Raw genomic sequence first — 24475 nt, 5'->3', positions numbered from 1 at the left:
AGGCCAAAATCCAAAACATTCATTATCTCTTACAACTATAATGATAGTTTAGTACATCAAAATTCATAATCCTTCGACTCTCCTTATCCATGCATCCATCTTTATATATACCGACCAAAATGCTGTCATAACATGGTAAACTATTATTATAAGTTTATCAAAAAACTCAGACAGCTATATATTAACCTCAAGGTAACATGCTTCTCTCCTTAGCTTTTCTTTGAAAAACACTCTTCAAATCCAATTCTGCATTTAGAACACTTATCAGCATGAGGAAAGCACCTGCATATCCTCTTGGAGCAAGTGTTTCATTTAAAAATATGTTTGATAATATGGCGGAAAAAACCGGCTCCAATGACAGTATAAGACCAGTGTGAATTGCAGTTGTATATTGCTGTGCTGTAGATTGGACAATATATCCTACAGCAGTGCAGAATATGCTTAGCATCAAAACAGAAAGCCAGGATATTGGAGTATCTGGAAACTTCATGTTTTCAGTGAGCACGGATATGATTATGCAGAAAAATCCTGCAAAACCAAGCTGTAAGATTCCTAATGCCACTGAATCCACTTCTTTTGTATATATTCCTAACACCACTACATGAACAGCACAAAAAAGTGCACACAATATGCAAAGCAAATCTCCCACATTAATTCTGAACTGGGTATCGAGGGTCAATAATGCTATGCCTATAACCACTAAGCATATACTTAAAATGATTCTCTTCTCAATGTTCTGCTTTAAAAATAAATAAGAAATAATAGGTATCAGAACCACAGAAAGACTTATGAGGAAACCGGCATTTGAAGCTGTAGTATACTGCAAACCATAGGTCATGGATATGAACATGCCCACCAAAAGCATACCTAATATTAAAGAATATTTAATAGTCTTCTTATCAGCTGAAAATACCTGCTTATGAAATACAACCGCTGATAGTACAAATGCGATTATGAACCTCAAGGCAGTAAGATTAAATGGCTGCAAATTTCCAAGGCCTAATTTTGTAAGCATGTATGAAGCTCCCCAGAAGACCGTAATCAAAAGAAGCATCAAATCCGCCTTCATCTGCTTTTTCATAGTATATCCCTCCTTGCAAGTTAAAAGATTGCTTCTCAGCATTTTATCTAGGAAACATTATTGCTCCCTTGGACGGCAGAGTCTCTTATCTTTTAAGAAAGCACATTTCCTAAGAATACAAAAGCCATAAATACGCACGTACCTATGGCTCTATTAATATTCAAAACTATAGTTTACATAATACAGCAATACTTAGCTATAGGTCGCGCAATTTTATAATGGGATTTAGCAAATAATTTTTTCATATTGACGACCTCCTGCTTAAGTATTTCCATTTATCATTATATTACTCTTAGTCGGGAAACTCAATATTGCTTTTCAATGACTTTAAAAAGCTTGTCACATCCGTAATTACTTCATCTGCTGATTGACTTCTCAATATTTGATGACCACCCTTATCATAGTATTTTATTTTCTTATTTTCCGAAGACAAATACTCATATAAATAGTCAACACTTTTCATTCTCACAGTATCATCATCCTTGGCTTGAATAAGCAATACGTTGCATTTCACATTGCATAATAAAGGTTTAGTCTGATTGAGAAGAAGCAGGAAATTATACATAGCAGCAACAGGCGAGTTTTTCCTTGCTCTCATGTATCTCTGCAAATTGTCAGTCTTCCTATTCTTTATATCTTCTATCAGATTTAGAAACACCCTGTTCAAATTCCAATAATGTATAGGTGTGTTTATTGTTACTAAAGCTTTAATATCATGTTTACAGGCAAGATTAACTCCAATAAGACCACCCATAGAAAAACCAACGATTGATATGTCATCAGCTCTCTCTTTCAACTTCAATAGCTCTTCCTCTGCCGAACTTATCCAATCTTCATATGTAGCTTTTTTCATATCTTGTATTCTTCCTGTATGTCCACTCAATTGCGGACATGATACCACAAAACCTTCCTTAGCCAGATATTCGGCTAAGGGTTCAACTTCATATATGCTTCCACCGAACCCATGAATTATAAGACATCCGACTTTGCTATTCTCCATGTATCATCCCTTTTAGCCTAAGTATTCTTCCTTCAATATTGAATAGTATTTGCAATCTACCAATTGACCTTGGCTGTTTCTGCTTATTTTTCTCAATGTACCCTCATATTTAAGACCACATTTTTCCATAACACGGCCAGAAGCATCATTGTTCACATGATGACGTGCTGTTATACGTTTAAAACCAACTTCTTTAAATGCAAAGTCTATTACAGCCATGAATGCCTCAGTGACTAATCCCTGATTCCAAAAAGCCCTGCCTATGCAGTATCCCACTTCACAATTATCTATATTATTATCAATATTCATCAGGCTGATACTGCCTATTACACTTCTTTTTTCTTTGAGTTCTATTGCCCATTGATAATATTCAGGGTTATCATAACTACTTGCCCACATACCAATAACTTTTTTTGTTACATCCAAACTGCTATGGGTAAGCCAGGTAAGATACTTGGTCACCTCGGGATCAGATGCCCAATTGTTATACATATCTACAGCATCCTCTTCAGTAAATGGTCTAAGTATAAGTCTTTTTGTTTCCAGCTTTTTTGTTCCCATATGATTTAACATATGCTTTCACTTCCCTTCAAGACAAAAATTAAATCTTGTTTTATATTATATACATAGTTTTATACAGGTAAATAGGAAATGAGTAATCCACCTGCTATCAAGCTTGCAATATTAGCTAAAATAGCATATAAGACTGCTTTTCTTTTTTTAAACTCCTTCACTAATGATGCAAAGGCTATAGCTTCTGTAACTATAACAATAATCTCACTAAAAATGAAAGCAATCACCCAATAATTAGCTAAATCAGGCCCCGTCAAGAGAACATTCAAACCTCCCTGAGTAATCAAATTAATGATAAAAAAAGTAATCCAACTATCTTTCTTTCGATATCCAAATAAAATAAAAATCAAACCTTCAATTATCAATGTGAACACCACCCGCATTGAAACCAACAGCGGGACTCTTAACGGTGATTGACCTATTTTGAGGCTTTCCTGTTCTAAATCCAGTGTAAGCAGATTATTATACATCTTAAAAGTTGTTGTAGGCAAAGGACATTGAAAGCTTTTCTCATCGGACTGAACTTTAAGGACAGCCTTTTCTAGATTTTTACTTCTTGTAGGGTTCATATGGTAATAGAAACGGTAATATGCTTCCCACCCTTTGCCTTCTTTGCTTAATAAAATTGGAGCTACTCCCTGTTCATCCGGAAAGAGTATATATAATGACAAATCTGCAGGCGGATTTGATACTATGATGGTAAAACCAGGTGGTTCTGCCGAATTAGCGAAAACTCCTGCTGGATATATTGCACTTAGCACAAATATCAATATAACTAACCGGTTGATACCCCTGAACATTATATCCCCCCTTAGATACCATAAAACTTTAGAAACTGTACCAATTTTATCCTTCTTTTTATTATATACCAATCATTTCTGTTTGCCTATGTTTCCTTTAATTGCATTCTAGCAGTAACCTTAACTTCTTCAATTCATAATATGTAATTAGCGGATAAAAAGGGGGTTTATCAATGTTAGAACGCTTATCACAATATAATCTTGTATACCTTGGTATAATCGCAAGTACATGCACAGGCTTGGCCACAGGCATTGGATCCTTGCCTATATTTTTCGCTAAAAACATCTCACGAAAGCTATTAGACGCTCTATTAGGAGCTGCTGCAGGAGTAATGCTGGCTGCCACATCCTTCAGCTTGATAGTTCCTGCCATAGAAAAAGGTGGCGGAGGAATACCTGGAGCCACCATAACGCTAATAGGAATTTTATGTGGAGGATTCTTCATTGACTTTGTTGATAAATTTTTTCCGGATACCAATTTGCTAACTAATGCAGTAAACGGTAAGGAACATAACGGAAATGGATACAAGAAAAGCTTTCTGTCCAAATTTGAGATGAGTCCTGCAATGCGCAAAATATGGCTTTTTATTGTTGCCATAACTATACACAACTTTCCTGAAGGCCTCGCAGTGGGTGTTGGATTTGGTGATGGAGATATAGCCAATGGTATAAGCTTGGCTATTGGTATAGGACTTCAAAATCTTCCTGAAGGTTTAGCAGTAGCTTTGCCTTTGCTTAGAGAAAAATGCTCAAAATTCAAAGCATTTCTAGTGGCTTTAGCCACAGGATTAGTAGAACCCATCGGAGGCCTTATAGGAGTTACACTGGTGCAAATAGCAAAACCTGTCTTGCCCTTTACCTTGGCTTTTGCAGCAGGGGCTATGCTATTTGTCATAAGCAATGAAATCATACCGGAAACTCAAAACCATGAAGGCAGCTCAAAACTTGCCACTCATACATTACTTATAGGTTTTGTAGTAATGATGTTTTTGGATAATACATTAGGTTAACATATCAAAGCCCTATGCCAGAAAGTCAAGAACAAAGATGTAATGAGATAGGCTTCCCAGCATGACAAATATGTGGAATATTTCATGAAAACCAAAATATTTGTTATTACGGAGAGGCCATCTCAATCCATAAATTATGGCTCCTATAGTATAAAATATGCCACCCGCAACAAGCAGTCCAACTCCCCTCAAAGGTATGGCCCTTATCAAAGGTGCAATGGCTATAATTACAATCCAGCCCATCAAAACATAAAAGGAAGTATAGATCCATCTCGGAGCATTAAACCATACCAGTTTCAGTATTATACCTATTATTGCTAAAGACCAGATGCCGATGAGAAGTCCTATACCTAACCTGTCTTTTAACCCCATCAAACACACAGGAGTATATGTTCCTGCTATCAGTATATAAATCATCATATGATCTATTTTTCTTAGAATCTCAATACCCTTCTTGGATATGGAAAGCAAGTGATATAGTGAACTCGCGGTGTATAACAGTATGAGGCTTAATCCAAATATAGATACTGAAACAATACAACTGGCACTTCCTTTACTGACTGCAGAAGACACAAGAAAAAACATTCCGACAACAGATAAGATTGCTCCTATGAGATGAGTCAATCCACTTACAGGCTCTCTTAGTTTTTGTAACATTTACATCATCCTTTCTACTCATTTATCGTAAACTTGATTATGTAGTATTTAATACTATATGTTATGTTTATAATAACTCTTTTATACAAATTATTCAATAGTTTAGAAAAAATATATTATTATTATTTTTATTTATGTAGTATTATATTGTTGGATGAGTTTCATTCAGTAAAGGATATGACTCAATAAGTATTGGTCAAATCCGTACTGATTTTATCGTTTCTAGGACAAATTTAAGAATATTGGTTCAATATTGAATATTAAAGTGGAGATGATGCAAATGAATAAAGATACATTGTTGAGTATGGTGGAAAGATTATCATCATGTAAGGATATCCAGCTTTCTGATATACCTAGTATTGATCTATATGTAGATCAGGTAACAACATTATTTGATGATAAGCTTGGAGATACAAAAAGGGAACCATCTGAAAAAGTTCTTACAAAAACAATGATAAATAACTATACAAAATCGAAAATTATTATGCCCCCAAAGAATAAAAAGTATAATAAGAATCATATGATTCTTTTGTCTTTGATCTATAACTTGAAACAGATATTGTCAATCAATGATATAAAGCTACTTTTTGATCCACTTTTCAATAAAGCCAATGATACTAAAGGGCATCTTAAGAAGAATTTAGACGAGCTATATGCTGCATATCTTGCAATAAAGGAGGATGATATGAAAAACTGCAGCGACTATTTCAGCAATGTGTTGGACCACGTTTTAGCCATATCCTCTGAAAAGAATATTGGTTCCAATAATGATAAAGATATCTTAATGCTTCTTGTTTTAGCCCTTACTGCCCAAGCAGCTTTTAATAAAAGGCTCGCAGAAAGCATAATAGATGAGTATTTCAGTGATAAAAATAATTAGTATATAAAATATAGAAGGCGGTTTATATGTTAATATACTTTATTGTTTCATTATTCTATCTGGAGACCATACTAAGAGCCTCCCTTGGAGAAGATTTCTTTTCCTCGGGTTTTTTGATTTCACTAATATTTTCTGTACCCTTTGCATTTATTTCTTATATAATATGTACCGCTTTCAGCAGCAGTATCAATTATATTATCACTATGGCTATTATGATATTGTGGGCTCTTATATTTGCCTCCCAAATACTTTATTATAAGTTGTTTAAGACATTTTACACCTTATTTTCAGTAGGTAATGCAGGACAGATCATAGAATTCTGGAGAGATATACTAGCTCTAATGGCTAACAACATATCATGGATTATATTATCATTCATTCCATGCATATCCATGATCTGGTTGAAGGAGTTCATGATTTTTGCCGGCATAACCATGAAAACCAGACTTATTATAATTTGTGGTGCCATTGTATTCCACATAATCGGTGTTGCTTTTATATGTTCAGGACAAAAAAATCAATATTCAGCCTACGACTTATATTTCAACAACGATTATCCTCTCATGTCTGTGAAAAAACTTGGATTGATCACTTATATGAGGTTGGATATCCAAAGGCTTATATTTGGCTGGTCTCCTAAAATAGCAGAACCAAAGGAAATAATACACTCTGGGAAAATCATTGATGAGCCCGACCCTACAGCTGAGGAAATCAAATATAACACATTGGGCATAGATTTTGTGAAACTCATTTCCAACGAGCAGAATGAAACAATAGAGAAAATGCACAATTATTTTATGAATGTAAAGCCTACTAAGAAAAATGATTATACGGGAAAGTACAAGGGATATAATCTTATCCTCATTACCGCAGAATCCTTTTCTCCCTATGCTGTGCATAAGGATGTGACTCCAACTCTATACAAGATGGTCCACGAAGGTTATCACTTTACAGATTTTTATACGCCAATATGGGGCGTAAGCACTTCCGATGGTGAATATGTGGCATGCACAGGTCTGATACCTAAAAGGGGAGTTTGGAGCTTCATAGTATCTGCCAATAGATACATGCCTTATGCCATGGGCAACCAGTTAAAAAAATTAGGTTACACTACAAAAGCTTATCATAATAATACCTATACATATTACAAAAGAAACTTATCTCATCCCAATATGGGCTATGAATACAAAGGCGTTGGAAATGGACTTGATATAAAGACATCATGGCCAGCATCAGACCTTGAGATGATGAAAATGACAATACCTGAGTACATAAACAAGGAACCTTTCCATGCATATTATATGACTGTCAGTGGGCATATGAGATATAGCTTTACCGGTAATGCCATGGCAGCAAAGAATAGAAAACTGGTTGAGAATCTGCCATATTCCCAAGCTGGCAAGGCTTATGTAGCCTGCCAGATAGAGTTGGATAGAGCTTTGGAATATTTGCTCAATAAGCTGGAGGATTCAGGTGTGGCAGACAGAACTCTCATAGCCTTAAGTTCTGACCATTATCCCTATGGTCTGGATTTAAAAGATATAGATCTGCTTGCCGGTCATAAGGTGGATAGAGATTTTGAATTGTATAAGAATCATTTCATACTCTATACAAGCGGAATGGAACCTGTTACAATTGATAAACCTTGTTCCAGCTTAGATATACTTCCCACCATTTCTAATCTCATGGGGTTGGATTACGATTCTAGGTTACTTATGGGTAGGGATATTTTTTCTGATGCGGAACCTCTCGTCATGTTTGAAAGCAAGAGCTTTATCACTGACAAAGGCCGCTATAATTCTTTGAAAGGAATCTTTACACCTAAACCTGATGCAAAAGTTGATGAAGATTATGTAAATAATATTAAGAATATAGTAGATAGCAAATTCTATTATTCAGCCAAAATTCTTGAAACGGATTACTATAAGTATGTGTCTAAATAGTGATAAAGTTTTATATGAGGAGTGTTTATGTGAATAAAGGATTATTAAAGAAGATATTTTATGTTCTATCGTATGCTGTAATAATATTTGCTTCTTTTTATGCTAAACGTTATGCCAGTGCCTATAATGATCTAAAAAGCATAATGTATTATGATTTTGACCATTTTGGTAAAGAATTAGAAAATCTCAATGATAACATATGCCAGTTATTGCTTCTTGATCATACATTTAATGAAAATAATGAGTTTATAAATAAAAACATCCTTAGGAATTTGACCAGATCAAATCTCTATACCTCTGATTATGGAGATGGTAAAACTATATATGACTTTTATGAGTTTTACTTCCAGTTGGATGATAACATAAAGAGCATAATAAGTGATAGCAGTATTGATGTCTCAGAGCAAAGATATCTAGAAATTCTATATGACTATAATACTGAATTGATTAAAGAGCATAAAAGTATTATGGGAGATCTTAACGATAATTGGAATATTAAGAAATATAAGCAAATAAAAAGGGATATTATAAAAATATACAGCAGCTATTGTCAGAAAGCTGATGATCTACTCAATAATGATAAATACATAATGCTGAAAAGTTACAAAGGAAGTTTCAAAGATGATGATTTAGAAGAGGCAAAGTTTTACTGTGAACAGATATTTTCAAAACTCGTAGAGCCTAAACCACTGGAATACGATAATAATTCAGGACAATACATTGATGTATATAGATTCTATACCAATACTGAAACTTCATATGAAAAAAAACCTGGCATAAGGGATAATGAAGTAAAATACGAAATCCTCTATGAAAAAAATACCGGCAAAATCACTGTTCAGGCCATAGAATTCTGGGTGCCCTCAAACATATACTCAGAAAACGAACTGGATAACAGAGCTGACACGATAGTATCAAGATTTAATGATAGAGTGTTTCTGTATGACAAACAATCAAAATATGACGATGAAGGAAAACTGGATAGCATAGCTTATTCATATATTAGGAAAATTGATGATATATATGATGAAATGGAAAAAATTACTCTTGTTATTGAATCTCATGGCATAATAAGCAAGTTTGAGATAATCCATCATGAAAATAAAGAAATTACAATGCCTAGTATAAATAAAGAAGATATTATAAACAAGCTTAATGACAAATGTCAGGTAAAAGAAATTATCCTAATAAGAAATATAGCAGGACAGTTAGAATATGAAGCACATGTTGAGTATAAAGGTACATTGTATTCAATAGTTTTCGATGGCGATAATGGACATCTGAAACATTTTGGAAGAGAAATGAGAAATTATAATATCAATTAAAAAATAACCGGTATTTTCATACCGGTTATTTTTCTTCATCTGCCTTATGAGGCTGTTTTATAGCTCTTATTTTTGTTATTCTTTTATCTTCCACTTCTTCAATTCTGAAATATACATCTTCAAATTGAACTTCATCTCCCACTTCAGGCATTTTGCCTGACAGGCTTAAAAACATACCGCTTATGGTATCAAACTCAAGTTCATCTTCAGGTAGATCAATATCCATTATGTCATTTACTTCATCTATGCTGAGCATACCGTTTATAAGGTATGTATTATCATCAATCTGTTCGAATTCCAATACTTCGTCATCATATTCATCGAAAATATTACCAACGATCTCCTCAAGAAGATCTTCAATGGTTATGAGTCCTGCTGTACCACCATACTCATCAATTACTATTGCAATATGGATCTTTGACTTCTGCATTTCCTTAAACAGCTCATCAATTTTCTTATATTCGGAAACAAAATAAGCAGGTCTGATTAAATCTTTTAGTTCAGCTTTAAACTCTTTTCCGTTTTTCATCATGCTGAATAGATCTTTAATATACAATATCCCCACTATATTGTCAATTGTTTCCTCATATACAGGTATCCTGGAGAAATGCTCTTCCAGTATTACATCAAGTATTTCGTCTAAAGTAGCATCTATGCCGACAGCTGCAATATCGGTTCTAGGTGTCATTACTTCCTTTACAACTGTATCGTCAAATTCAAAGATGCTATTTATCATCTCTGTCTCCGTTTCTCTGATAATGCCTTTTTCTTCTCCTGCATTTATCATAAGACGAATTTCCTCTTTGGTTATCTCGTCTTCATGACTTTTTGAAGTTCCACCCATCAGCTTAACCACAAGGTTTGTTGAACCTGTCAATAGTCTAACTATGGGATATGCAACTTTGGAGAAAAACAAGATAGGCCTTGCAACGAAAAGTGCGATTTTATCAGACCATTCCAATGCCAACCTCTTAGGTACAAGCTCACCCAAAACCAGAGTGATATATGAGATTATAAGGGTTATCACAAGAAAGGCTATTGTGTCTGCATATGAAGTTATTACCGGAATATTTGACTTTTTCAAAACATCGGCCAAATATACCGCAATGGTTTGAGCACCCAAACCGCTGGCAAAGAATCCTGCAAACGTAACTCCTACTTGAATGGTAGCAAGCAATTTGCTTGGTTCTTGGATAAATCTGTCTACGATTTTTGCTGCTTTATTTCCGTCTTCAATGAGAGGTTTCAGCTTAGATTGTCTGATTGATACTATTGCCATTTCTGATGCAGCAAAAAAAGCATTGACACCTATTAATAATAAAATAACTAAAATTTGCGACCACAGGTCTACGTCCATTAAAAAAATTCCCCCTAATAAAGTATTTTTTATATATTATACTATTTATTCATATGCGTGCCAAGCTAGGATTAACCCCAATTTCTAAGGATATATTTTAGTATTGCCTTTTTAGATTGATTTTTATCTTCTGTCATTAATAATCTAATGCAAATAATGTATTATTGACAAAATTTAGACAAGAGCCCTTATCTAAAAGATAATAGTTCTTGTCTCAAACCGGATATAAATATAAATACCAGTAAAGCCAAAAAGATTTTATCACATTTATGTTCTATGATAAGAATTATTAATAGACCAAGCAAAAATAAATCTTCAAATGTAAAATTCGTTGAAATAAAATTAACGATTTTTATCAAATCCAACTTTATCTACCTACCTTAAAACCCAGTTTTTCCATTATGCAGATGATATTCATTGCCTTAACGCAGTCATCCAGGGCTTTTTGTCTCCTCTCCGATACAAAGGGTTTAATTGAGTTTAGCAATATTATTCTCTTATCACTTTTATTCCCTTCAAAAAATTTTTCCATAATATTATTTAAAAGGGCATCATCGAATAGTCCAGTTAAAGCATTCTGATAGTTATTCTCCGCCCTTTTATCAAAATTGTCACTTATGTCATTTTTTTTTTGCTGGGTCATACCTTTTATGAGCATTCCCATCAATTCTTCTTTTAAACCTTCAAAATCATTTGTTTTTAGCATATTGCTCAATTTTTGACTCTCAGCACTGTTCTGGTTATCTAAATACCTAATAAGTTCATCTTTTAGTCCATCGATATCTCCTCTGTTTATTTTATCCCTCACATCGTCACTGATATTGATATTTGGATTATTGTTTATCTGATCCAAAACAAATTTCTGCATTTGCTGTTGATCTATATTATCAAGGTTTACTCCGGGCATATGCTGGGAAATTTTTTTCTTAATTTCCTCAATATCCTCCTTATTATATCTGTTATTGTTTCTACCATATATCATGCAATTTACCTCCATCATGCATTTTTAATATACGAGCCGCCTTCGCTCTCTTTTTCCTCTTGTACTTCTATATATGATGCTCTCATTGCATTGACAATCTTCTACGCCACAATCTTTCTTTTTTATAATGGGCTCTGAGCATCTTTGGGGAAATACAAATACCAGCAGAAGCAAAAGAACCACCCAAATTATGTCGTCGTTAAGTAAGTCGTCTAAAAAACCCATACCAAACCCTCCTCGGGATAGATTCTGTTCTCATTACATTTTATTCGCCAAGCATATTTTGGTTACAGCTTTTCCCTGTGAAGTTTTAAGCCCGGCTTAAGCCGGGCTTTTATTAAAAGAATTTTTTACCACAGAAACATATAAAAAATAATATAATCAATATAAGAATAGTGTTATTTCCGAATATATTTCCGCCTAGTAAGCTTCCACCGCAGTTTCCACCAAATCCACCGCAGAAAAAGATTATGGCTATTATTATCCAGATCCAGTTAGAACCAAACAGCCCTGCTGTAGGTTGACAGCAATCCTGTGATGCTATGCCCATATAAGCACCTCCTTATGGGCCAATGCCATCTTGATTTATAGAGGAGTTCCGAAGAAAGTTCTTTCAAAGCCTCCAAATGCTATTACAGCAAGTATTATGATGAAGAAGAAGTTGCTTTCTCTTCCTGATGTTATGCAAGAAGCTAATAGTATAAAGAGCACAAGCAGCAACAAGAAAGAGAATTCACCTGGCTTGCATTTGCAAAAATCCGTAATACCGGCTACAGGACCACCGCACCCGCAGCTTCCAACGCCTGCTACATTGTTAGAATAACCCATGTCTACACCTCCTCAAATATCAATATTGACTATTATTTATTTCAAACCCAGGTTTCCCTGGGTTTGCTATTAACTATGCGCCAAAGAAAGTTCTACCAAAACCTCCAAATGCTATTACAGCTAAGATGATGATGAAGAAGAAATTGCTTTCTCTTCCCCATGTTACACAGGATGCTAGCAATATGAAGAGTAACAGTAAGAGTAAAAAGGAATTTTCATCAAATGCACCTAATACATTATTGAAATTTCCTGACATAAGAGCACCTCCTTCCGAATAGAAGCTTATAATCTTGCTATCATGCTATACAGCAAATCCAAAGGTTCTTCCAAAGCCTCCAAATGCTATAACTGCCAGGATGATGATAAAGAAGAAGTTATTTTCTCTTCCTTTAGTTACACATGATGCTAACAATATGAAGAGGAGCAATAAAAGTAAAAAGGAATTACTTCCCGGACAGCACTTTTTGTCTTCTACTCCTAATACAGGGCCAGAGCCACAGCCACAGCCGCATCCGCCACTTCCTATACCTGCTACATTACCGTAACCCATAATTGCACCTCCTTCCGCTATTTGATTGTTATAGAAGGAAGCTGAGTTTATCCCCTGCACCAAGGCCTAGGATGGCAAGGACTATTATAAATAGTAAATCGCTATTTTTGGCTCCACTAGCTATTAAGATAACCAGCGCCAATAGTAGCAAGGATATATCTTTCATCATTGACCTCCTTCCACCCAAAGGGTTGTTCTCTCTCTTCCCACTTCCATACTATGTACATGTCTTTTTTTTGTTACTGCATGGCTAAATAATTTTGAAATAAAATTCATGCACACTCAGGTTGAATTTTTTTGATCAATGCCTTATTATTGAATAACAACAACATGCCATGGTGATACATGATATGACAGCTATGTTTTTCAGCTTATTCTAGTAGAAAGGATGTGCAGAAATGTCTAAAATTCAATTCAAGCCCGGCACTATGCTATATCCGGTACCTGCGGTGATGGTATCCTGCTCAGATGGTGAAGGCAACTACAACATAATTACCATTGCCTGGACAGGAATAATATGTTCAGACCCACCTATGCTCTATATCTCTGTAAGACCTGAAAGATATTCCTATGAAATGATAAAAAATACCAAAGAATTCGTAATAAATCTGCCAAATAAAAAATTATGCAAAGCTCTGGATTTCTGCGGAGTCAAATCAGGCAGAGATGTGAATAAGTTTCAGTATCTCAATTTAACTCCTGAGAAATCAAATTATGTTAATGCTCCATCAATTGGAGAAGCTCCGGTAAACCTGGAATGCAAAGTAAGAGACATAATATCTTTAGGTTCCCATGATATGTTTATAGGAGAAATTGTCGGTGTTTCAGTTGAAGAAAAATTGATGGACGAAAAGCAAAAACTCCATCTTTCAAAGGCAGACTTAATATGTTATAACCATGGAGAATACTGGTCCTTGGATGAAGCTTTAGGTTTCTTCGGTTATTCAATAAGAAAAAAGGCGAAAATCAAAAGGGAAAGAGATTGATTATTCTCTTTCCCCAAACTTATTTCCTATATAACTAAATATAATCCTTGACTTCTCACTTATTGAACTTTTAGATACATTGTATTTATCAGCCAACTGTTGCTGGGTCACTTCCTTGCATGTAAATTTGCAATAGGCAAACTCCAATGCTGCTGCCCATATCTCTATTTTACCTATTTTTGGAACATAGGGATAGGATGATCTAATAAAATCGTACCAAATATCTTCTACAATCTTTTTATATGGAGTTTTATAGCAGTTTTTCATCATTTTCAGAGTTGTATCTTTTACATCTTCCCATTCTTTCTTCCATTCATCCCTAAGAAGAGTATCAGATTCAATGGTTATGGCTTTTACATCTCCATCTATCAGCACATGATAAGGCTCCTTGGCTCCAATCTTGTTTAATAAAAACACAGACTCAATCTTTATATTTTTATCCACATCAGGCCTTAATATATATTTTCTAATTACATCCTCAAGCTCAATGATTTTTTCCTGTTTTATCTTTTCAAAAAGCATCCTTCTAAGAACATATTTATCAAAACTTATAACAAAGTAAATTACATTCTTAATGCTTTTATCATTGTTTAAGAGTTCTCTTATTTCATCTCTATCCAAAGTTAAGAATTCATATACTATGTCTATTCTTCTTCCTACTTCCTCCTTAGGAAGTTGGCAAATGTACGGCAAATACCTGAATTCTCTAATACCTTCTTTGGTTTCATCAGCTATGTTATAATAATATTCTCCCAAATATCCTTCCTCATCATACTTTTTCAGCTTTTCCCATAAGTTCAATGCCTCATTGTATTTTTTACAGTTAAAAGCTGCAATTGCCATGAGATGTATATATTGAGGATTTTTATCATCCATTCTGATAAGCCTTTTATATGCGTCATAAGCTTCCTTATGTCTATTTAAGCATCCTAAAGTATCAGCGATTTTATAGGCATAGTCTTCATTTTCCGGATAGAGCTTCTTGATTATTCTTATATGTCTCTCCGCCATATTGCTGATCCCAATCTTGCTGTAAAATATAGCAAGATTGCAATTGGCATGTATGTTTTCCTTTTCATAATCCAAAACTTCTTTGGCTATAGTTATAGCAGTGCTTATATTACCCAAATAATAGTGGGTCAGAGACAAATTATTCTTAGCTGGAATGGCATTTGGAAGCTTAGAGACTACTTCCTCAAGGTTTTTCATGGCCTTCTCGTATTCTCTTCTCTCCATGTATTTTATTGCTTCTTCTTCTATCTTGTATATGCGTTCCAGTTCGTCGTCATCCAGATTATTATTGGCTTCTATTATCAAATAAAGCATTTCCATCAAGTGTTCCGCTTCTTCTGCATAATCTCCATAGGGGGCCAATTTTAAGTATTTCTCAAAGCATTCCAAAGCTTTTTTTATCTTTTGCATTTGAAGATAATTGCAACCTAATCCGAAATAACATTCATCATAGCTGGGATCCAGATTATTGACTATGTTCAAAAGAACGCTGGTAGATTGCTCTATATGTCCTAATTCTGCTAAGATTCCTGCATAATTGTATTGCATATAGCTATCATCAGGTTTTATTTTTACTGCTTTTTCTATATATCTTAAAGCAGTTTTAAGCCTACCATTTTGAATATGCTTGAAGCTCAAACCAAAATAAAAATCTGCTCCTCTTTCAAAAGATACTACTTTTTTGTTCTTCATAATACACCACCTAAATGCCTCAGGTCTATTAGTATAAAATACTAAACCCGCCTGGCAATATTACCTTAAACATGTTTCTTTTCTCATTATTTATAAATCTTACCTTGCCGTAGTCCACAAATGAATCCTTGATACGCCTCAGTCCTGATCCTGTCTTCAAAAATCTGTTCTTCTCGTCTAAAACAAGCAGCCTATGATAAAGCCAACTATTCCTTCTATATGGGTTGTTCTCCTTTAATAATGAATGTATATCACTTTTATTATAAAGAGCTCCCGGGTTACTGATTTCTATATGATTTTTTGAAATATATACCACTGTCTCTCTACCATAGCTGAAATAGTCTCTATGAACTACAGAATTGGCAATAGCTTCTGCTATTGCTGCCATAGGGTAATCCTGTTTCTTAATGAGATTTGCCAAATAATCCTCTACCTTATCCAGCATGGAAGTAATATCACCATAGAAATACTGACCTGTATTGTTCTTTCCATCTACAACCTTTATTCCTGTATGAGGGAGAAACTGTTGAGGTCTATTGCCAAACACAAGAAGTCCGCCTATAGTTGGATGATATGACTCCCCATCTTCTTCTCCTGATATTATACCTAATCCTTCCAAAAGAGGATATAGGTTTTCAAATCTATCATATTCGATTTTTAAGCCGGATTTTTCAAGATACTTTATAATAATATCCCTATCAAGCTGATCTATACTTACATTGTTCAAGGCTATGGTCTCATATTGCAAAAGTCCTGAATCCTGAAGCATACCGGCTATTTCTTCTCTCCGAGCTATGTCAGTAGTTGATCCTCTTCTCAGATAGAATGAACCATTGTGCAGTATTTGATGAGGCTTTTGATTGCTTTTATAAATAGTAAGTACTCCAACTGTCTTATCATCATAGTTTACTAAATCAAATTTTACTGTTACGGGTGGATCACATCTTTGGCTTACTATCTGCTGGATTTGTTCCTCCTGATATTCCGGTACATTTATGCCAATGATCTTCTTTGTTTTATCTTGAACACCGAAAATAATGTACCCTCTTCCGCCCTTTGAATTTGCAATGGCAGTCACATCTTTTGCTAGTTCTTTCTTCTCCCAGTCAGTTTTCAAGGACAAGCTTTCTTTAAAATCCAGTTTTGTTGATTCATTCTTTGCCAGAAGAGCTGCAAGTTTTTGTTTATTCATGCAATGCACCTCATTTTGCAAATTCTTATATTAGTTTACCATATTGAGTATAAATAACATAGCCTTTATACATTATATTTAATCAATATATGGTTAAATTGTAAAATTAGTTTACTTTATAAATTTAAAAATACAGCGATATTGCTACCGCTGTATTTTACTTCCTTTAGACAAGTGATCTTAATAAAATTTGGATATCTAAATCCAAACTGGCTGTTTTTTTGCCATTTATGATTTTCTCAATATTTTCATATATAGATACCCAATTATCTCTTTCTATTGAAACTGATGAATTTCTAATCTCTTTGCCATCATTTCTTCTGGAAAGAGTAACATACAATTCGTTTGCAAAGTTCATAATATAACCCCTTTCTTTCTCAATAATTCTCTGTCTTTTAACTATTAGCATTTCATGTTCTCCCTCTTAAATGCCATCTTAATCATTAATGTCATCCCCTCTCATTTTTGCACGCAAAAAGGCCATGGATATCCATGACCTTAATTGCATGCAAACATATTTAATAATAATTAAAGTCACAGACTGTTTAGCCTGCGACTTAAATCCATAATAATATGATAATAAATAACTAACATAATTACAACATATTCTATAGCGGATCTAAAATAATCGCAGGCAGGAATATGAAATTGTATTGAGCATTTACAGTGATTAATCTTGTCATGTTCATTTTTCCTACCTCCTTCTTAAATAGTAGTTTTGTCATTTGCAACACATAATTACTATACCATGTAAAATATTCTATGGCAATATATTTTTCAAATGTTAATTATTACAATTCCGTTACAAAGTCTTTCCATCACCATTTTATATTATTCTTGTATGCATATATGGCAGCTTTAGTCCTATCATTCACATTTATTTTCCTAAATATGCTTGATACATGATTTTTTACTGTCTTTTCACTTATGAAAAGCTTATCAGCTATGTCTTTGTTATTCATACCATCTGCTATAAGCGATAAAACCTCATATTCCCTTTTTGTCAACTCATTTTCATTGTTGGTTTTATATGTCTTTGAACTGTTGAATTCTCGTACAAGCTCTGCCGCAAGCTTCGGCTGTATGTAAGATATGCCTTTATAGGCATCTCTTATGGCTTTGGATAAAGATGCTGAATCCGAATCCTTAAGGACATATCCCAAGGCTCCCAGTTCCAAAGTTTCCATCAGATATTCTCTTCCTTCATGTATAGTCAATATTACAGTCTTAACTTCAATATTTTGCTCTTTTATTTTTCTTAAAGTAGGTATGCCTCCCATTACAGGCATGTTTATATCCAAAAGTAAAACATCCGGTTGAAACTCCTTAATCTTTTCCAATGTTTCCAAGCCATTGGCAGCTTGTCCTACCACTTCAAAGTCCTCTTCCAACTCAAGTAGCTGTTTGATTCCTTCTCTAACAAGAGAATGATCATCAGCAATTAGTATTTTAATTTTATTCATGTTGTACCTCCCCATATATATCAATTGGTATACTTACCAATATTTTTGTCCCTTTACCTGGTGAAGAACTTATATCTATCTTTCCATTTAAAAGAGTAATCCTTTCTTCCATACTCATAAGCCCATATCCGCCACTTTCATCAGCTTTTTTTACGTATTCTCTGTTGAAACCTATACCATTATCACTTATTACAACATTTATAGTGCTTTTTGTAATTTCAATTTTAACTAAAGCCCTAGTTGCTTTAGAATGCTTTCTGATATTATTTAGGGCTTCCTGAATTACTCTAAAAACTGCAACTTCAATAACTGGTAATAGCTTTATTCTTTCACCAAAAACTTTAAACTCTACAAAAATCTGGGACATTTCGTTATGTTGAGTTATAAGTCTTTCTACTGTAGGAATCAGACCTAAATCGTCCAAAGACATAGGCCTTAAATCGTATATTATCTTTCTTACATCCTTCAGACTGCCGCGCATAACATCTCTAAGTACTTTTAGTTCTTCCTTGGCTTTATTTGCATCTATATCAATGAGCTTTTCGCACAACTCTGTTTTCAACACCAAATTTGCTAATACCTGTGCAGGGCCGTCGTGTATCTCCCTTGATAGTCTAAGTCTTTCTTCCTCTTGAGCTTGAATTACTCTTATGCCAAGATATTGCTTCTCCTTAATATCTTCAAGTTGTCCGTAGATGTTTTTTAAGTCTCCGCTCAAATAACCCAAAACAATACTCATCTGCGACATTAATTTTTCTGCTTTTCTGAGGCTCTCTCTTGCAGCTCTTAATCTTAACTCCATTTCTGTTCGGCGTTCTATCAGAACCTGTTCCTCATTCTTCTTCATCATCAACTGAAGCTGCAGTTCTTTAGCCCTTTCATATACTTGCTTAATATCCTCTTCACTAAATTCCCTAAAATTCTTGTTGACTATCATGAGCTTGTATCGTATATCCTTTTCAAGTTTTGTAAGCTTATCAACTTGAAGAATTATTTCCTCCGTTCTTTTCTTTATCCTTTGCAGCTCTTCCTCTATCATCTTGTACTGGCTTCTTGATTCTTCGACTATTTCAAAAATCTGCTTCTGACTGTTTTCTATAGCCTTTAAGGTTTGCTGTATTATTTCCGTTAGCTTATCTATCACTATCATCCCCTTTATAGAGCTTCTGCTGCATATACAGTATTTCAAAAATATCATTAAATAATGATATTTCGCTATAACATACTATATTATACTATTTTTTTTCATTTGTTGTAAGTACATTGTAACAAATTGTAACCTTAACAGTAATTTATTCCCATTAAGTTAATACTTATGCACTAAAAATGTCATGTTATATAGAATATTGCGCTTTTTTATACAAAATAAAAGCAGCTTTTGCCGCTTATTCAATAGGTTCCAATTCTGCAATATACCAATTTCTATTATATTTTTCCAATGCTATCTGATAGTGGCTCTCTACTACCTCAGTTCCCTCATAACCTTCCATGTTCCATATTATTTTCCCTTTGACTATTGCTTTATTTTTTTGCTTTTCTATCTTCTCGGGAAGAAGTTCAAGAGATTTTACCCTTTCCATTCCAGTGGGATTTTCTTTTAAGTATGAAAAAGTCTCCAAATCTTCTACTAAAAGCTCCGCTGTAGCAACAGAGCTTATTTCATTGTAAAAATCACTATAGCTATAATCCTCACTTAAAATATTATTCCAGGCTTCGGCTCTTTTCATTAAAAGTTCCTCACTTATAGTGCCTATATCTTTAGAGTCACCAAATGCAAAAAAACTGAACAGCATTACAAAAATAAATGAATAATACACACCTTTTTTCACTATCTCACCTCGTTGAAAACTTGATGAGATAATTATACAATGACTGTCTTGTAAATTTTGGCAATTCTTGAATCCCGTCAAATAGATTTTGTCTACATAATTTTATCAATTGCTTATTTTATCGCTACTAAACAAAGTAATGCGGCAAAAGCCGCATTACTTCAAGTCAAATTATAAGACTTTACATTGCTTCTAAGGACTCTTTTTCCTTATCACTAAATAGCTTGTCCAGATCAAGCAGAATTAATATCCTCTCGCCAATTTTACCAATTCCTGTTATATACTTTCTATCAATTCCTGCAATGATCTCAGGCGGATTTTCAATATCTTCTTCATTTATGGTTCGCACTTCTGAAGCATCATCTACTATGAAGCCTACCTGTTTAGAGTCAATGTTCATAACTATTATTCTGGTTTCATCACTTAATGATTCTTCAGTTATATTGAATCTTTTTCTGAGATTCACTATAGGTATGATCTGGCTTCTCAGGTTTATTATGCCCTCAATAAAGTTAGGGACATTAGGGACTTTCACAGGTTCCTTATATGGCACAATTTCTTTGACTTGCATAATGTTGACACCATACTCCTCATTTCCCAATTTAAATACTACAAATTGAAGCTCGGCCATAATTATCTCCTCCATACTATAATTGATATTTTAATGTTTATGACAATCACAATCGGGACCATGTTTATGATGGTGACCGCAATTACAATTGGGTCCATGTTTGTGATGGTGACCATCAGAATCCACTATTTCTATGGCATCCAATTGTGTTCGAACCTGAAGTTTAATCCAATCTATATATTTTCTTCTCAGCATTTGCTGCTCTTTCTTTTCGTCATCTGTTAGGTTTTCGGTCTTGGATTTTCTAGCGAGAAAATTAATTCTGTCGATATCTTCCTTCGTTATCATGAAATCATCCTATCTATATTAATTTTAATTACTCCAGCTCTCCTAGTTCTTCTTCTACAACTTTTACAAACGCTCCTGCTTTAATCATTTTATCAATCTTATCCATGTCAATATACATTATTCTATCATCATCTACAGGGGCCACATTTTTTCTGATCTCTTCGTAGGCTTTTCTTGTTCCCCTTCCTAATACCACATCTTCCCTGAAGCTTATGGCCTGCGATGCTGCAAAGGCTTCTATGGCAAGAACTTTTTCAACATTATCAAGAATAGCTCTTGCTTTTCTGGCAGCTGTTGTTCCCATGCTTACATGGTCTTCTTGGTTGGCAGAAGATGGGATCGAGTCTACACTGGCAGGATGTGCCAATACCTTATTCTCAGATACCATTGAAGCAGCTGCGTATTGAGTTATCATGAAACCGGAGTTCAATCCTCCTTTTTTTGTCAGGAATGCAGGCAAATCGTTAAGTTGTGGGTTTACGAGCCTTTCAATTCTTCTTTCTGATACATTTGCCAGTTCAGATACTGCTATGCCTAGAAAATCCATTGCCAAAGCTATTGGTTGTCCGTGGAAGTTACCGCCTGAAATGACCATATTATCTTCTGCAAAAATCAAAGGATTATCTGTTGCCGCATTAAGTTCTATAGATATTATTTCCTTGACATAATTTATAGCATCTCTGCTGGCCCCATGTATCTGAGGTATACATCTCAATGTATAGGCGTCCTGCACCCTTAACTCTCCCTGTCGAGTTGTGAGATTGCTTCCTTCAGTTATCCTCAACACATTTCTTGCCGTAGCCATTTGTCCTTTTTGACCTCTTGCCTTATGAACTCTTTCATTGAAAGCATCTGTTATGCCTTTTAAGGCTTCAAGTGTCATAGATGAAATTATATCTGCGGTTTTCATCAGATTCATGGCATCATAAACAGCTAATGCTCCTATAGATGTCATCACAGGTGTTCCGTTAATCAGTGCCAATCCTTCCTTTGATGTAAGCTCAATGGTTTTTATACCGGCTCTATCCATGGCTTCTTTGCCAGGCAATCTTTCTCCCTTGTAAATTGCTTCACCTTCACCAAGCATGACAAGAACCATATTGGCAAGAGGTGCTAAATCTCCGCTGGCACCTAAAGAGCCTTTCTCCGGTATTATTGGATGAACTCCTTTATTAAGCATCTCCAATAAAGTATTCACTGTCTCCAACCTTATGCCTGAGTATCCCTTAGCCAATGCATTAGCACGAAGAAGCATAACTCCTCTAACGGTCTCCTCAGGTAGTGGATTTCCCATGGAGCATGCATGGCTGACGATAAGGTTTCTTTGAAGAGTTTTTGTATCTTCTCTTGATATATAGGTATCACTAAATTTGCCAAAACCCGTGGTAATTCCGTATACCACTTGTTCTTTCTCCACAAGATTATCCACATATTCCCTTGATTTTTTGATCTTTGTTACCGCTTCAGGCGATAGCTCAACCAAGAAGCCTCCTCTTGCTACATTGACCACATCCTTTATGGTCAGGTGTTCTCCGTCGATGTACAAATGTCCCATCTGAATACATCTCCTTTTCCTTTTAATTTTTCCTTCTTGCTTTTTTGCCATTTGCAGCTTTATTGATTGTTTTCTTATTTTTTGGCTTTATAAGACACTTGCTTCCAAAACCTATAAGATCAGTTCTGTTTGCAATGCTTAGAGCCTTATACACCAAATCATAATTCTTAGGATTCCTATATTGTATCAATGCTTTTTGCATTGCTTTCTCAGTTGGACTCTTCGGAACATAAATCCTCTCCATGGTCCTTGGATCCAACTCTATATAATACATGGTTGTAGATAAGCTGCCAGGAGTAGGATAGAAATCCTGTATTTGCTCCGGATTGTATCCCATATCTCTGACATACTCAGCCAATTCTATAGCTGCTTTCAAATCAGATCCAGGATGAGCCGACATAAGGTAGGGAACCAGATACTGTTCCTTCCTTATTTTTCTATTTGTTTCGAAATATTTCTCCTTAAATCTATCATACACTTTTTTGCTTGGTTTTCCCATAAGTTTTAAAACTTTTTCTGATACATGCTCCGGTGCTACCTTTAGTTGCCCACTTACATGATGCTTGCATAATTCAATAATGAAATCATCCCTCTTGTCTTGAATCACATAATCATATCTAATACCTGACCTTATAAACACCTTCTTTACTTTAGGCAGATGCCTCAATTTTCTAAGAAGTTCAATGTAATCACTGTGGTCAACTATAAGGTTTTTACATGGTGTAGGAAACATACACTGTCTATCTGTGCATACTCCGTATTTCTCCTGTTTTTTGCAAGCAGCATGCCTGAAATTGGCAGTCGGACCTCCTACATCATGGATATATCCTTTAAACTCGGGATCTTCTGTCATCAGTTTTGCTTCTTCTATGATTGATTCATGGCTTCTGCTCTGTATCACTCTGCCTTGATGAAAATTCAAGGCACAGAAAGAACAGCCTCCGTAGCAACCTCTATGGGATGTTATGCTGAATTTTACTTCCTGTAATGCAGGTATTCCCCCCTGATTTATATATATGGGATGATAATCCCTGGCATAGGGAAGAGAATATACATCATCCATCTCATATTGATCCAGAGGCTTAGCAGGAGGATTCTGAACAAGGAATCTATCACCATGAGGCTGTACCACTATTCTGCCCGTATGATAATCCTGTTCTCTTGATTGCTTCAAAAAAGCCTTGGCATATTTCTTTTTATCCGCAGCAACCTCTTCATAGCTTTCAATGAATACTGCATCTTTTAATCCTGCTGTGGAATTTGTCACATAGGCCGTACCATCTACATAATTCACATACTTTATATCTATGCCGCTGGATAAAGCTTCAGCAATCTGTCTAATGGGCCTCTCTCCCATACCATATATGAGCAAATCTGCTCTTGAATCCAGAAGTATTGAACGCCTGACTCTATCATCCCAATAGTCATAATGTGCAAATCTCCTAAGGCTTGCTTCCACTCCTCCAATTATTATGGGGACATCCTTATAGGCTTCCCTTAATTTATTGCAATATACTATAACAGCTCTATCAGGTCTAGCTCCTGTTTTTCCCCCTGGAGAATAAAGGTCCTCTTTTCTCCTCTTTTTTGAGGAAGTATAATGATTAACCATAGAATCCATATTTCCGGAAGAAACCAGAAAAGCATATTTGGGTTTTCCCAGTATCATGAAGCTTTCTTTTTTCCGCCAATCAGGCTGAGGTATTATTCCCACTTTATACCCCATATGATCCAGAATCCTTGTTATTATCGCATGTCCAAAGCTTGGATGATCTACGTAAGCATCACCGCTTATATATATAAAATCAAATTGTTCAATTCCTCTCTCCTTCATATCCTCT

General features: G+C 34.9%; 28 protein-coding genes. 5 read left to right on the top strand and 23 right to left on the bottom strand.

The features are described from left to right. Positions 1 to 187: 187 nt before the first annotated feature. The 4 genes from BUB48_RS01715 to BUB48_RS01700 all read right to left on the bottom strand — a co-directional run bounded on the left by BUB48_RS01715 (position 188) and on the right by BUB48_RS01700 (position 3454). Positions 188 to 1081, bottom strand: coding sequence for a DMT family transporter (locus BUB48_RS01715; protein WP_073023853.1), 894 nt, complete (start codon positions 1079 to 1081; stop codon positions 188 to 190). Between the two features lie 292 nt (positions 1082 to 1373). Beyond that, positions 1374 to 2081 (bottom strand): alpha/beta hydrolase, encoded by a 708-nt coding sequence (locus tag BUB48_RS01710; RefSeq protein ID WP_073023851.1) that lies wholly within the window; start codon positions 2079 to 2081, stop codon positions 1374 to 1376. Between the two features lie 12 nt (positions 2082 to 2093). Then, entirely contained in the window at positions 2094 to 2654 is a 561-nt protein-coding gene (locus BUB48_RS01705; RefSeq protein ID WP_073023849.1) for a GNAT family N-acetyltransferase, read from the bottom strand. A 59-nt stretch (positions 2655 to 2713) separates the two neighbouring features. Further along, positions 2714 to 3454: a hypothetical protein gene (locus BUB48_RS01700; RefSeq protein ID WP_073023847.1), complete on the bottom strand. Its 741-nt coding sequence runs from the start codon at positions 3452 to 3454 to the stop codon at positions 2714 to 2716. Positions 3455 to 3627: 173 nt separating this feature from the next. Here BUB48_RS01700 and BUB48_RS01695 point away from each other — a divergent pair, with 173 nt between their 5' ends. Then, complete coding sequence (locus BUB48_RS01695; protein WP_073023845.1) at positions 3628 to 4464, top strand: ZIP family metal transporter; 837 nt, start codon at positions 3628 to 3630, stop codon at positions 4462 to 4464. 12 nt (positions 4465 to 4476) lie between these two features. On the opposite strand, the gene trhA is transcribed toward BUB48_RS01695, so the two are convergent. After that, entirely contained in the window at positions 4477 to 5121 is a 645-nt protein-coding gene (gene trhA, locus BUB48_RS01690; protein WP_073023844.1) for a PAQR family membrane homeostasis protein TrhA, read from the bottom strand. Between the two features lie 280 nt (positions 5122 to 5401). On the opposite strand from trhA, the gene BUB48_RS01685 reads away from it, so the two are divergent. The 3 genes from BUB48_RS01685 to BUB48_RS01675 are packed head-to-tail and all read left to right on the top strand — an operon-like array spanning position 5402 to position 9269. Continuing rightward, positions 5402 to 6001: a DUF1836 domain-containing protein gene (locus BUB48_RS01685; protein ID WP_073023842.1), complete on the top strand. Its 600-nt coding sequence runs from the start codon at positions 5402 to 5404 to the stop codon at positions 5999 to 6001. A gap of 26 nt (positions 6002 to 6027) precedes the next feature. Further along, positions 6028 to 7944 carry an LTA synthase family protein gene (locus tag BUB48_RS01680; protein WP_073023840.1) on the top strand — a complete coding sequence of 639 codons (1917 nt, stop codon included), beginning with the start codon at positions 6028 to 6030 and terminating at the stop codon, positions 7942 to 7944. A gap of 29 nt (positions 7945 to 7973) precedes the next feature. Beyond that, positions 7974 to 9269 (top strand): hypothetical protein, encoded by a 1296-nt coding sequence (locus BUB48_RS01675; RefSeq protein ID WP_073023838.1) that lies wholly within the window; start codon positions 7974 to 7976, stop codon positions 9267 to 9269. A gap of 25 nt (positions 9270 to 9294) precedes the next feature. Here the strand turns inward: BUB48_RS01675 and BUB48_RS01670 are convergent, their stop codons facing one another. From BUB48_RS01670 to BUB48_RS17925, 8 genes are all read right to left on the bottom strand, one after another. After that, entirely contained in the window at positions 9295 to 10626 is a 1332-nt protein-coding gene (locus BUB48_RS01670; protein WP_073023836.1) for a hemolysin family protein, read from the bottom strand. Positions 10627 to 10993: 367 nt separating this feature from the next. After that, positions 10994 to 11608 (bottom strand): hypothetical protein, encoded by a 615-nt coding sequence (locus BUB48_RS01665; protein ID WP_073023834.1) that lies wholly within the window; start codon positions 11606 to 11608, stop codon positions 10994 to 10996. Positions 11609 to 11632: 24 nt separating this feature from the next. Beyond that, a complete protein-coding gene (locus tag BUB48_RS01660) occupies positions 11633 to 11833 on the bottom strand; it encodes a hypothetical protein (protein WP_073023832.1) in 201 nt (66 codons plus the stop codon). A 112-nt stretch (positions 11834 to 11945) separates the two neighbouring features. Beyond that, positions 11946 to 12158, bottom strand: coding sequence for a hypothetical protein (locus tag BUB48_RS01655; RefSeq protein ID WP_073023816.1), 213 nt, complete (start codon positions 12156 to 12158; stop codon positions 11946 to 11948). Positions 12159 to 12193: 35 nt separating this feature from the next. Beyond that, positions 12194 to 12436, bottom strand: coding sequence for a hypothetical protein (locus BUB48_RS01650; protein ID WP_073023814.1), 243 nt, complete (start codon positions 12434 to 12436; stop codon positions 12194 to 12196). A 73-nt stretch (positions 12437 to 12509) separates the two neighbouring features. Further along, entirely contained in the window at positions 12510 to 12692 is a 183-nt protein-coding gene (locus tag BUB48_RS01645) for a hypothetical protein (RefSeq protein ID WP_073023812.1), read from the bottom strand. 45 nt (positions 12693 to 12737) lie between these two features. After that, the gene (locus tag BUB48_RS17930; RefSeq protein ID WP_073023810.1) at positions 12738 to 12986 is read right to left on the bottom strand and encodes a hypothetical protein; all 249 of its coding nucleotides are present in this window, start codon (positions 12984 to 12986) and stop codon (positions 12738 to 12740) included. Between the two features lie 28 nt (positions 12987 to 13014). Continuing rightward, positions 13015 to 13155, bottom strand: coding sequence for a hypothetical protein (locus tag BUB48_RS17925; RefSeq protein WP_175548325.1), 141 nt, complete (start codon positions 13153 to 13155; stop codon positions 13015 to 13017). A 229-nt stretch (positions 13156 to 13384) separates the two neighbouring features. On the opposite strand from BUB48_RS17925, the gene BUB48_RS01635 reads away from it, so the two are divergent. Continuing rightward, positions 13385 to 13972, top strand: a complete 588-nt coding sequence (locus BUB48_RS01635) for a flavin reductase family protein (RefSeq protein ID WP_073023808.1) — start codon at positions 13385 to 13387, stop codon at positions 13970 to 13972. Here BUB48_RS01635 and BUB48_RS01630 read toward each other — a convergent pair whose 3' ends face one another. From BUB48_RS01630 to BUB48_RS01585, 10 genes are all read right to left on the bottom strand, one after another. Continuing rightward, complete coding sequence (locus BUB48_RS01630; protein ID WP_073023806.1) at positions 13973 to 15676, bottom strand: tetratricopeptide repeat protein; 1704 nt, start codon at positions 15674 to 15676, stop codon at positions 13973 to 13975. Between the two features lie 28 nt (positions 15677 to 15704). Beyond that, positions 15705 to 16868 carry an RNA-binding domain-containing protein gene (locus BUB48_RS01625; RefSeq protein WP_073023804.1) on the bottom strand — a complete coding sequence of 388 codons (1164 nt, stop codon included), beginning with the start codon at positions 16866 to 16868 and terminating at the stop codon, positions 15705 to 15707. A 166-nt stretch (positions 16869 to 17034) separates the two neighbouring features. Continuing rightward, complete coding sequence (locus BUB48_RS01620; RefSeq protein ID WP_073023802.1) at positions 17035 to 17277, bottom strand: hypothetical protein; 243 nt, start codon at positions 17275 to 17277, stop codon at positions 17035 to 17037. 409 nt (positions 17278 to 17686) lie between these two features. Further along, positions 17687 to 18331 carry a response regulator gene (locus BUB48_RS01615; protein ID WP_073023800.1) on the bottom strand — a complete coding sequence of 215 codons (645 nt, stop codon included), beginning with the start codon at positions 18329 to 18331 and terminating at the stop codon, positions 17687 to 17689. Further along, positions 18324 to 19475: a sensor histidine kinase gene (locus BUB48_RS01610; protein WP_175548324.1), complete on the bottom strand. Its 1152-nt coding sequence runs from the start codon at positions 19473 to 19475 to the stop codon at positions 18324 to 18326. The genes BUB48_RS01615 and BUB48_RS01610 overlap by 8 nt, the downstream gene beginning before the upstream one ends. A gap of 241 nt (positions 19476 to 19716) precedes the next feature. After that, positions 19717 to 20160, bottom strand: coding sequence for a hypothetical protein (locus BUB48_RS01605; protein ID WP_073023797.1), 444 nt, complete (start codon positions 20158 to 20160; stop codon positions 19717 to 19719). Between the two features lie 181 nt (positions 20161 to 20341). Continuing rightward, positions 20342 to 20791, bottom strand: a complete 450-nt coding sequence (locus BUB48_RS01600; protein ID WP_084524298.1) for a chemotaxis protein CheW — start codon at positions 20789 to 20791, stop codon at positions 20342 to 20344. A 30-nt stretch (positions 20792 to 20821) separates the two neighbouring features. After that, complete coding sequence (locus tag BUB48_RS01595; RefSeq protein ID WP_073023793.1) at positions 20822 to 21079, bottom strand: DUF896 domain-containing protein; 258 nt, start codon at positions 21077 to 21079, stop codon at positions 20822 to 20824. Between the two features lie 28 nt (positions 21080 to 21107). Beyond that, complete coding sequence (hutH, locus tag BUB48_RS01590) at positions 21108 to 22634, bottom strand: histidine ammonia-lyase (protein WP_073023791.1); 1527 nt, start codon at positions 22632 to 22634, stop codon at positions 21108 to 21110. Between the two features lie 22 nt (positions 22635 to 22656). Continuing rightward, on the bottom strand, positions 22657 to 24468 hold the full coding sequence (locus tag BUB48_RS01585) for a YgiQ family radical SAM protein (RefSeq protein ID WP_073024042.1): 1812 nt from the start codon (positions 24466 to 24468) through the stop codon (positions 22657 to 22659). Between the last annotated feature and the right edge of the window lie 7 nt (positions 24469 to 24475).

This window comes from Lutispora thermophila DSM 19022 (assembly GCF_900142105.1).
In the GTDB taxonomy this organism is placed as follows: Bacteria; Bacillota; Clostridia; order Lutisporales; family Lutisporaceae; genus Lutispora; species Lutispora thermophila.
Note: the sequence above shows the minus strand (reverse complement) of the source record. Positions and strands in the feature narration are given on the sequence as shown.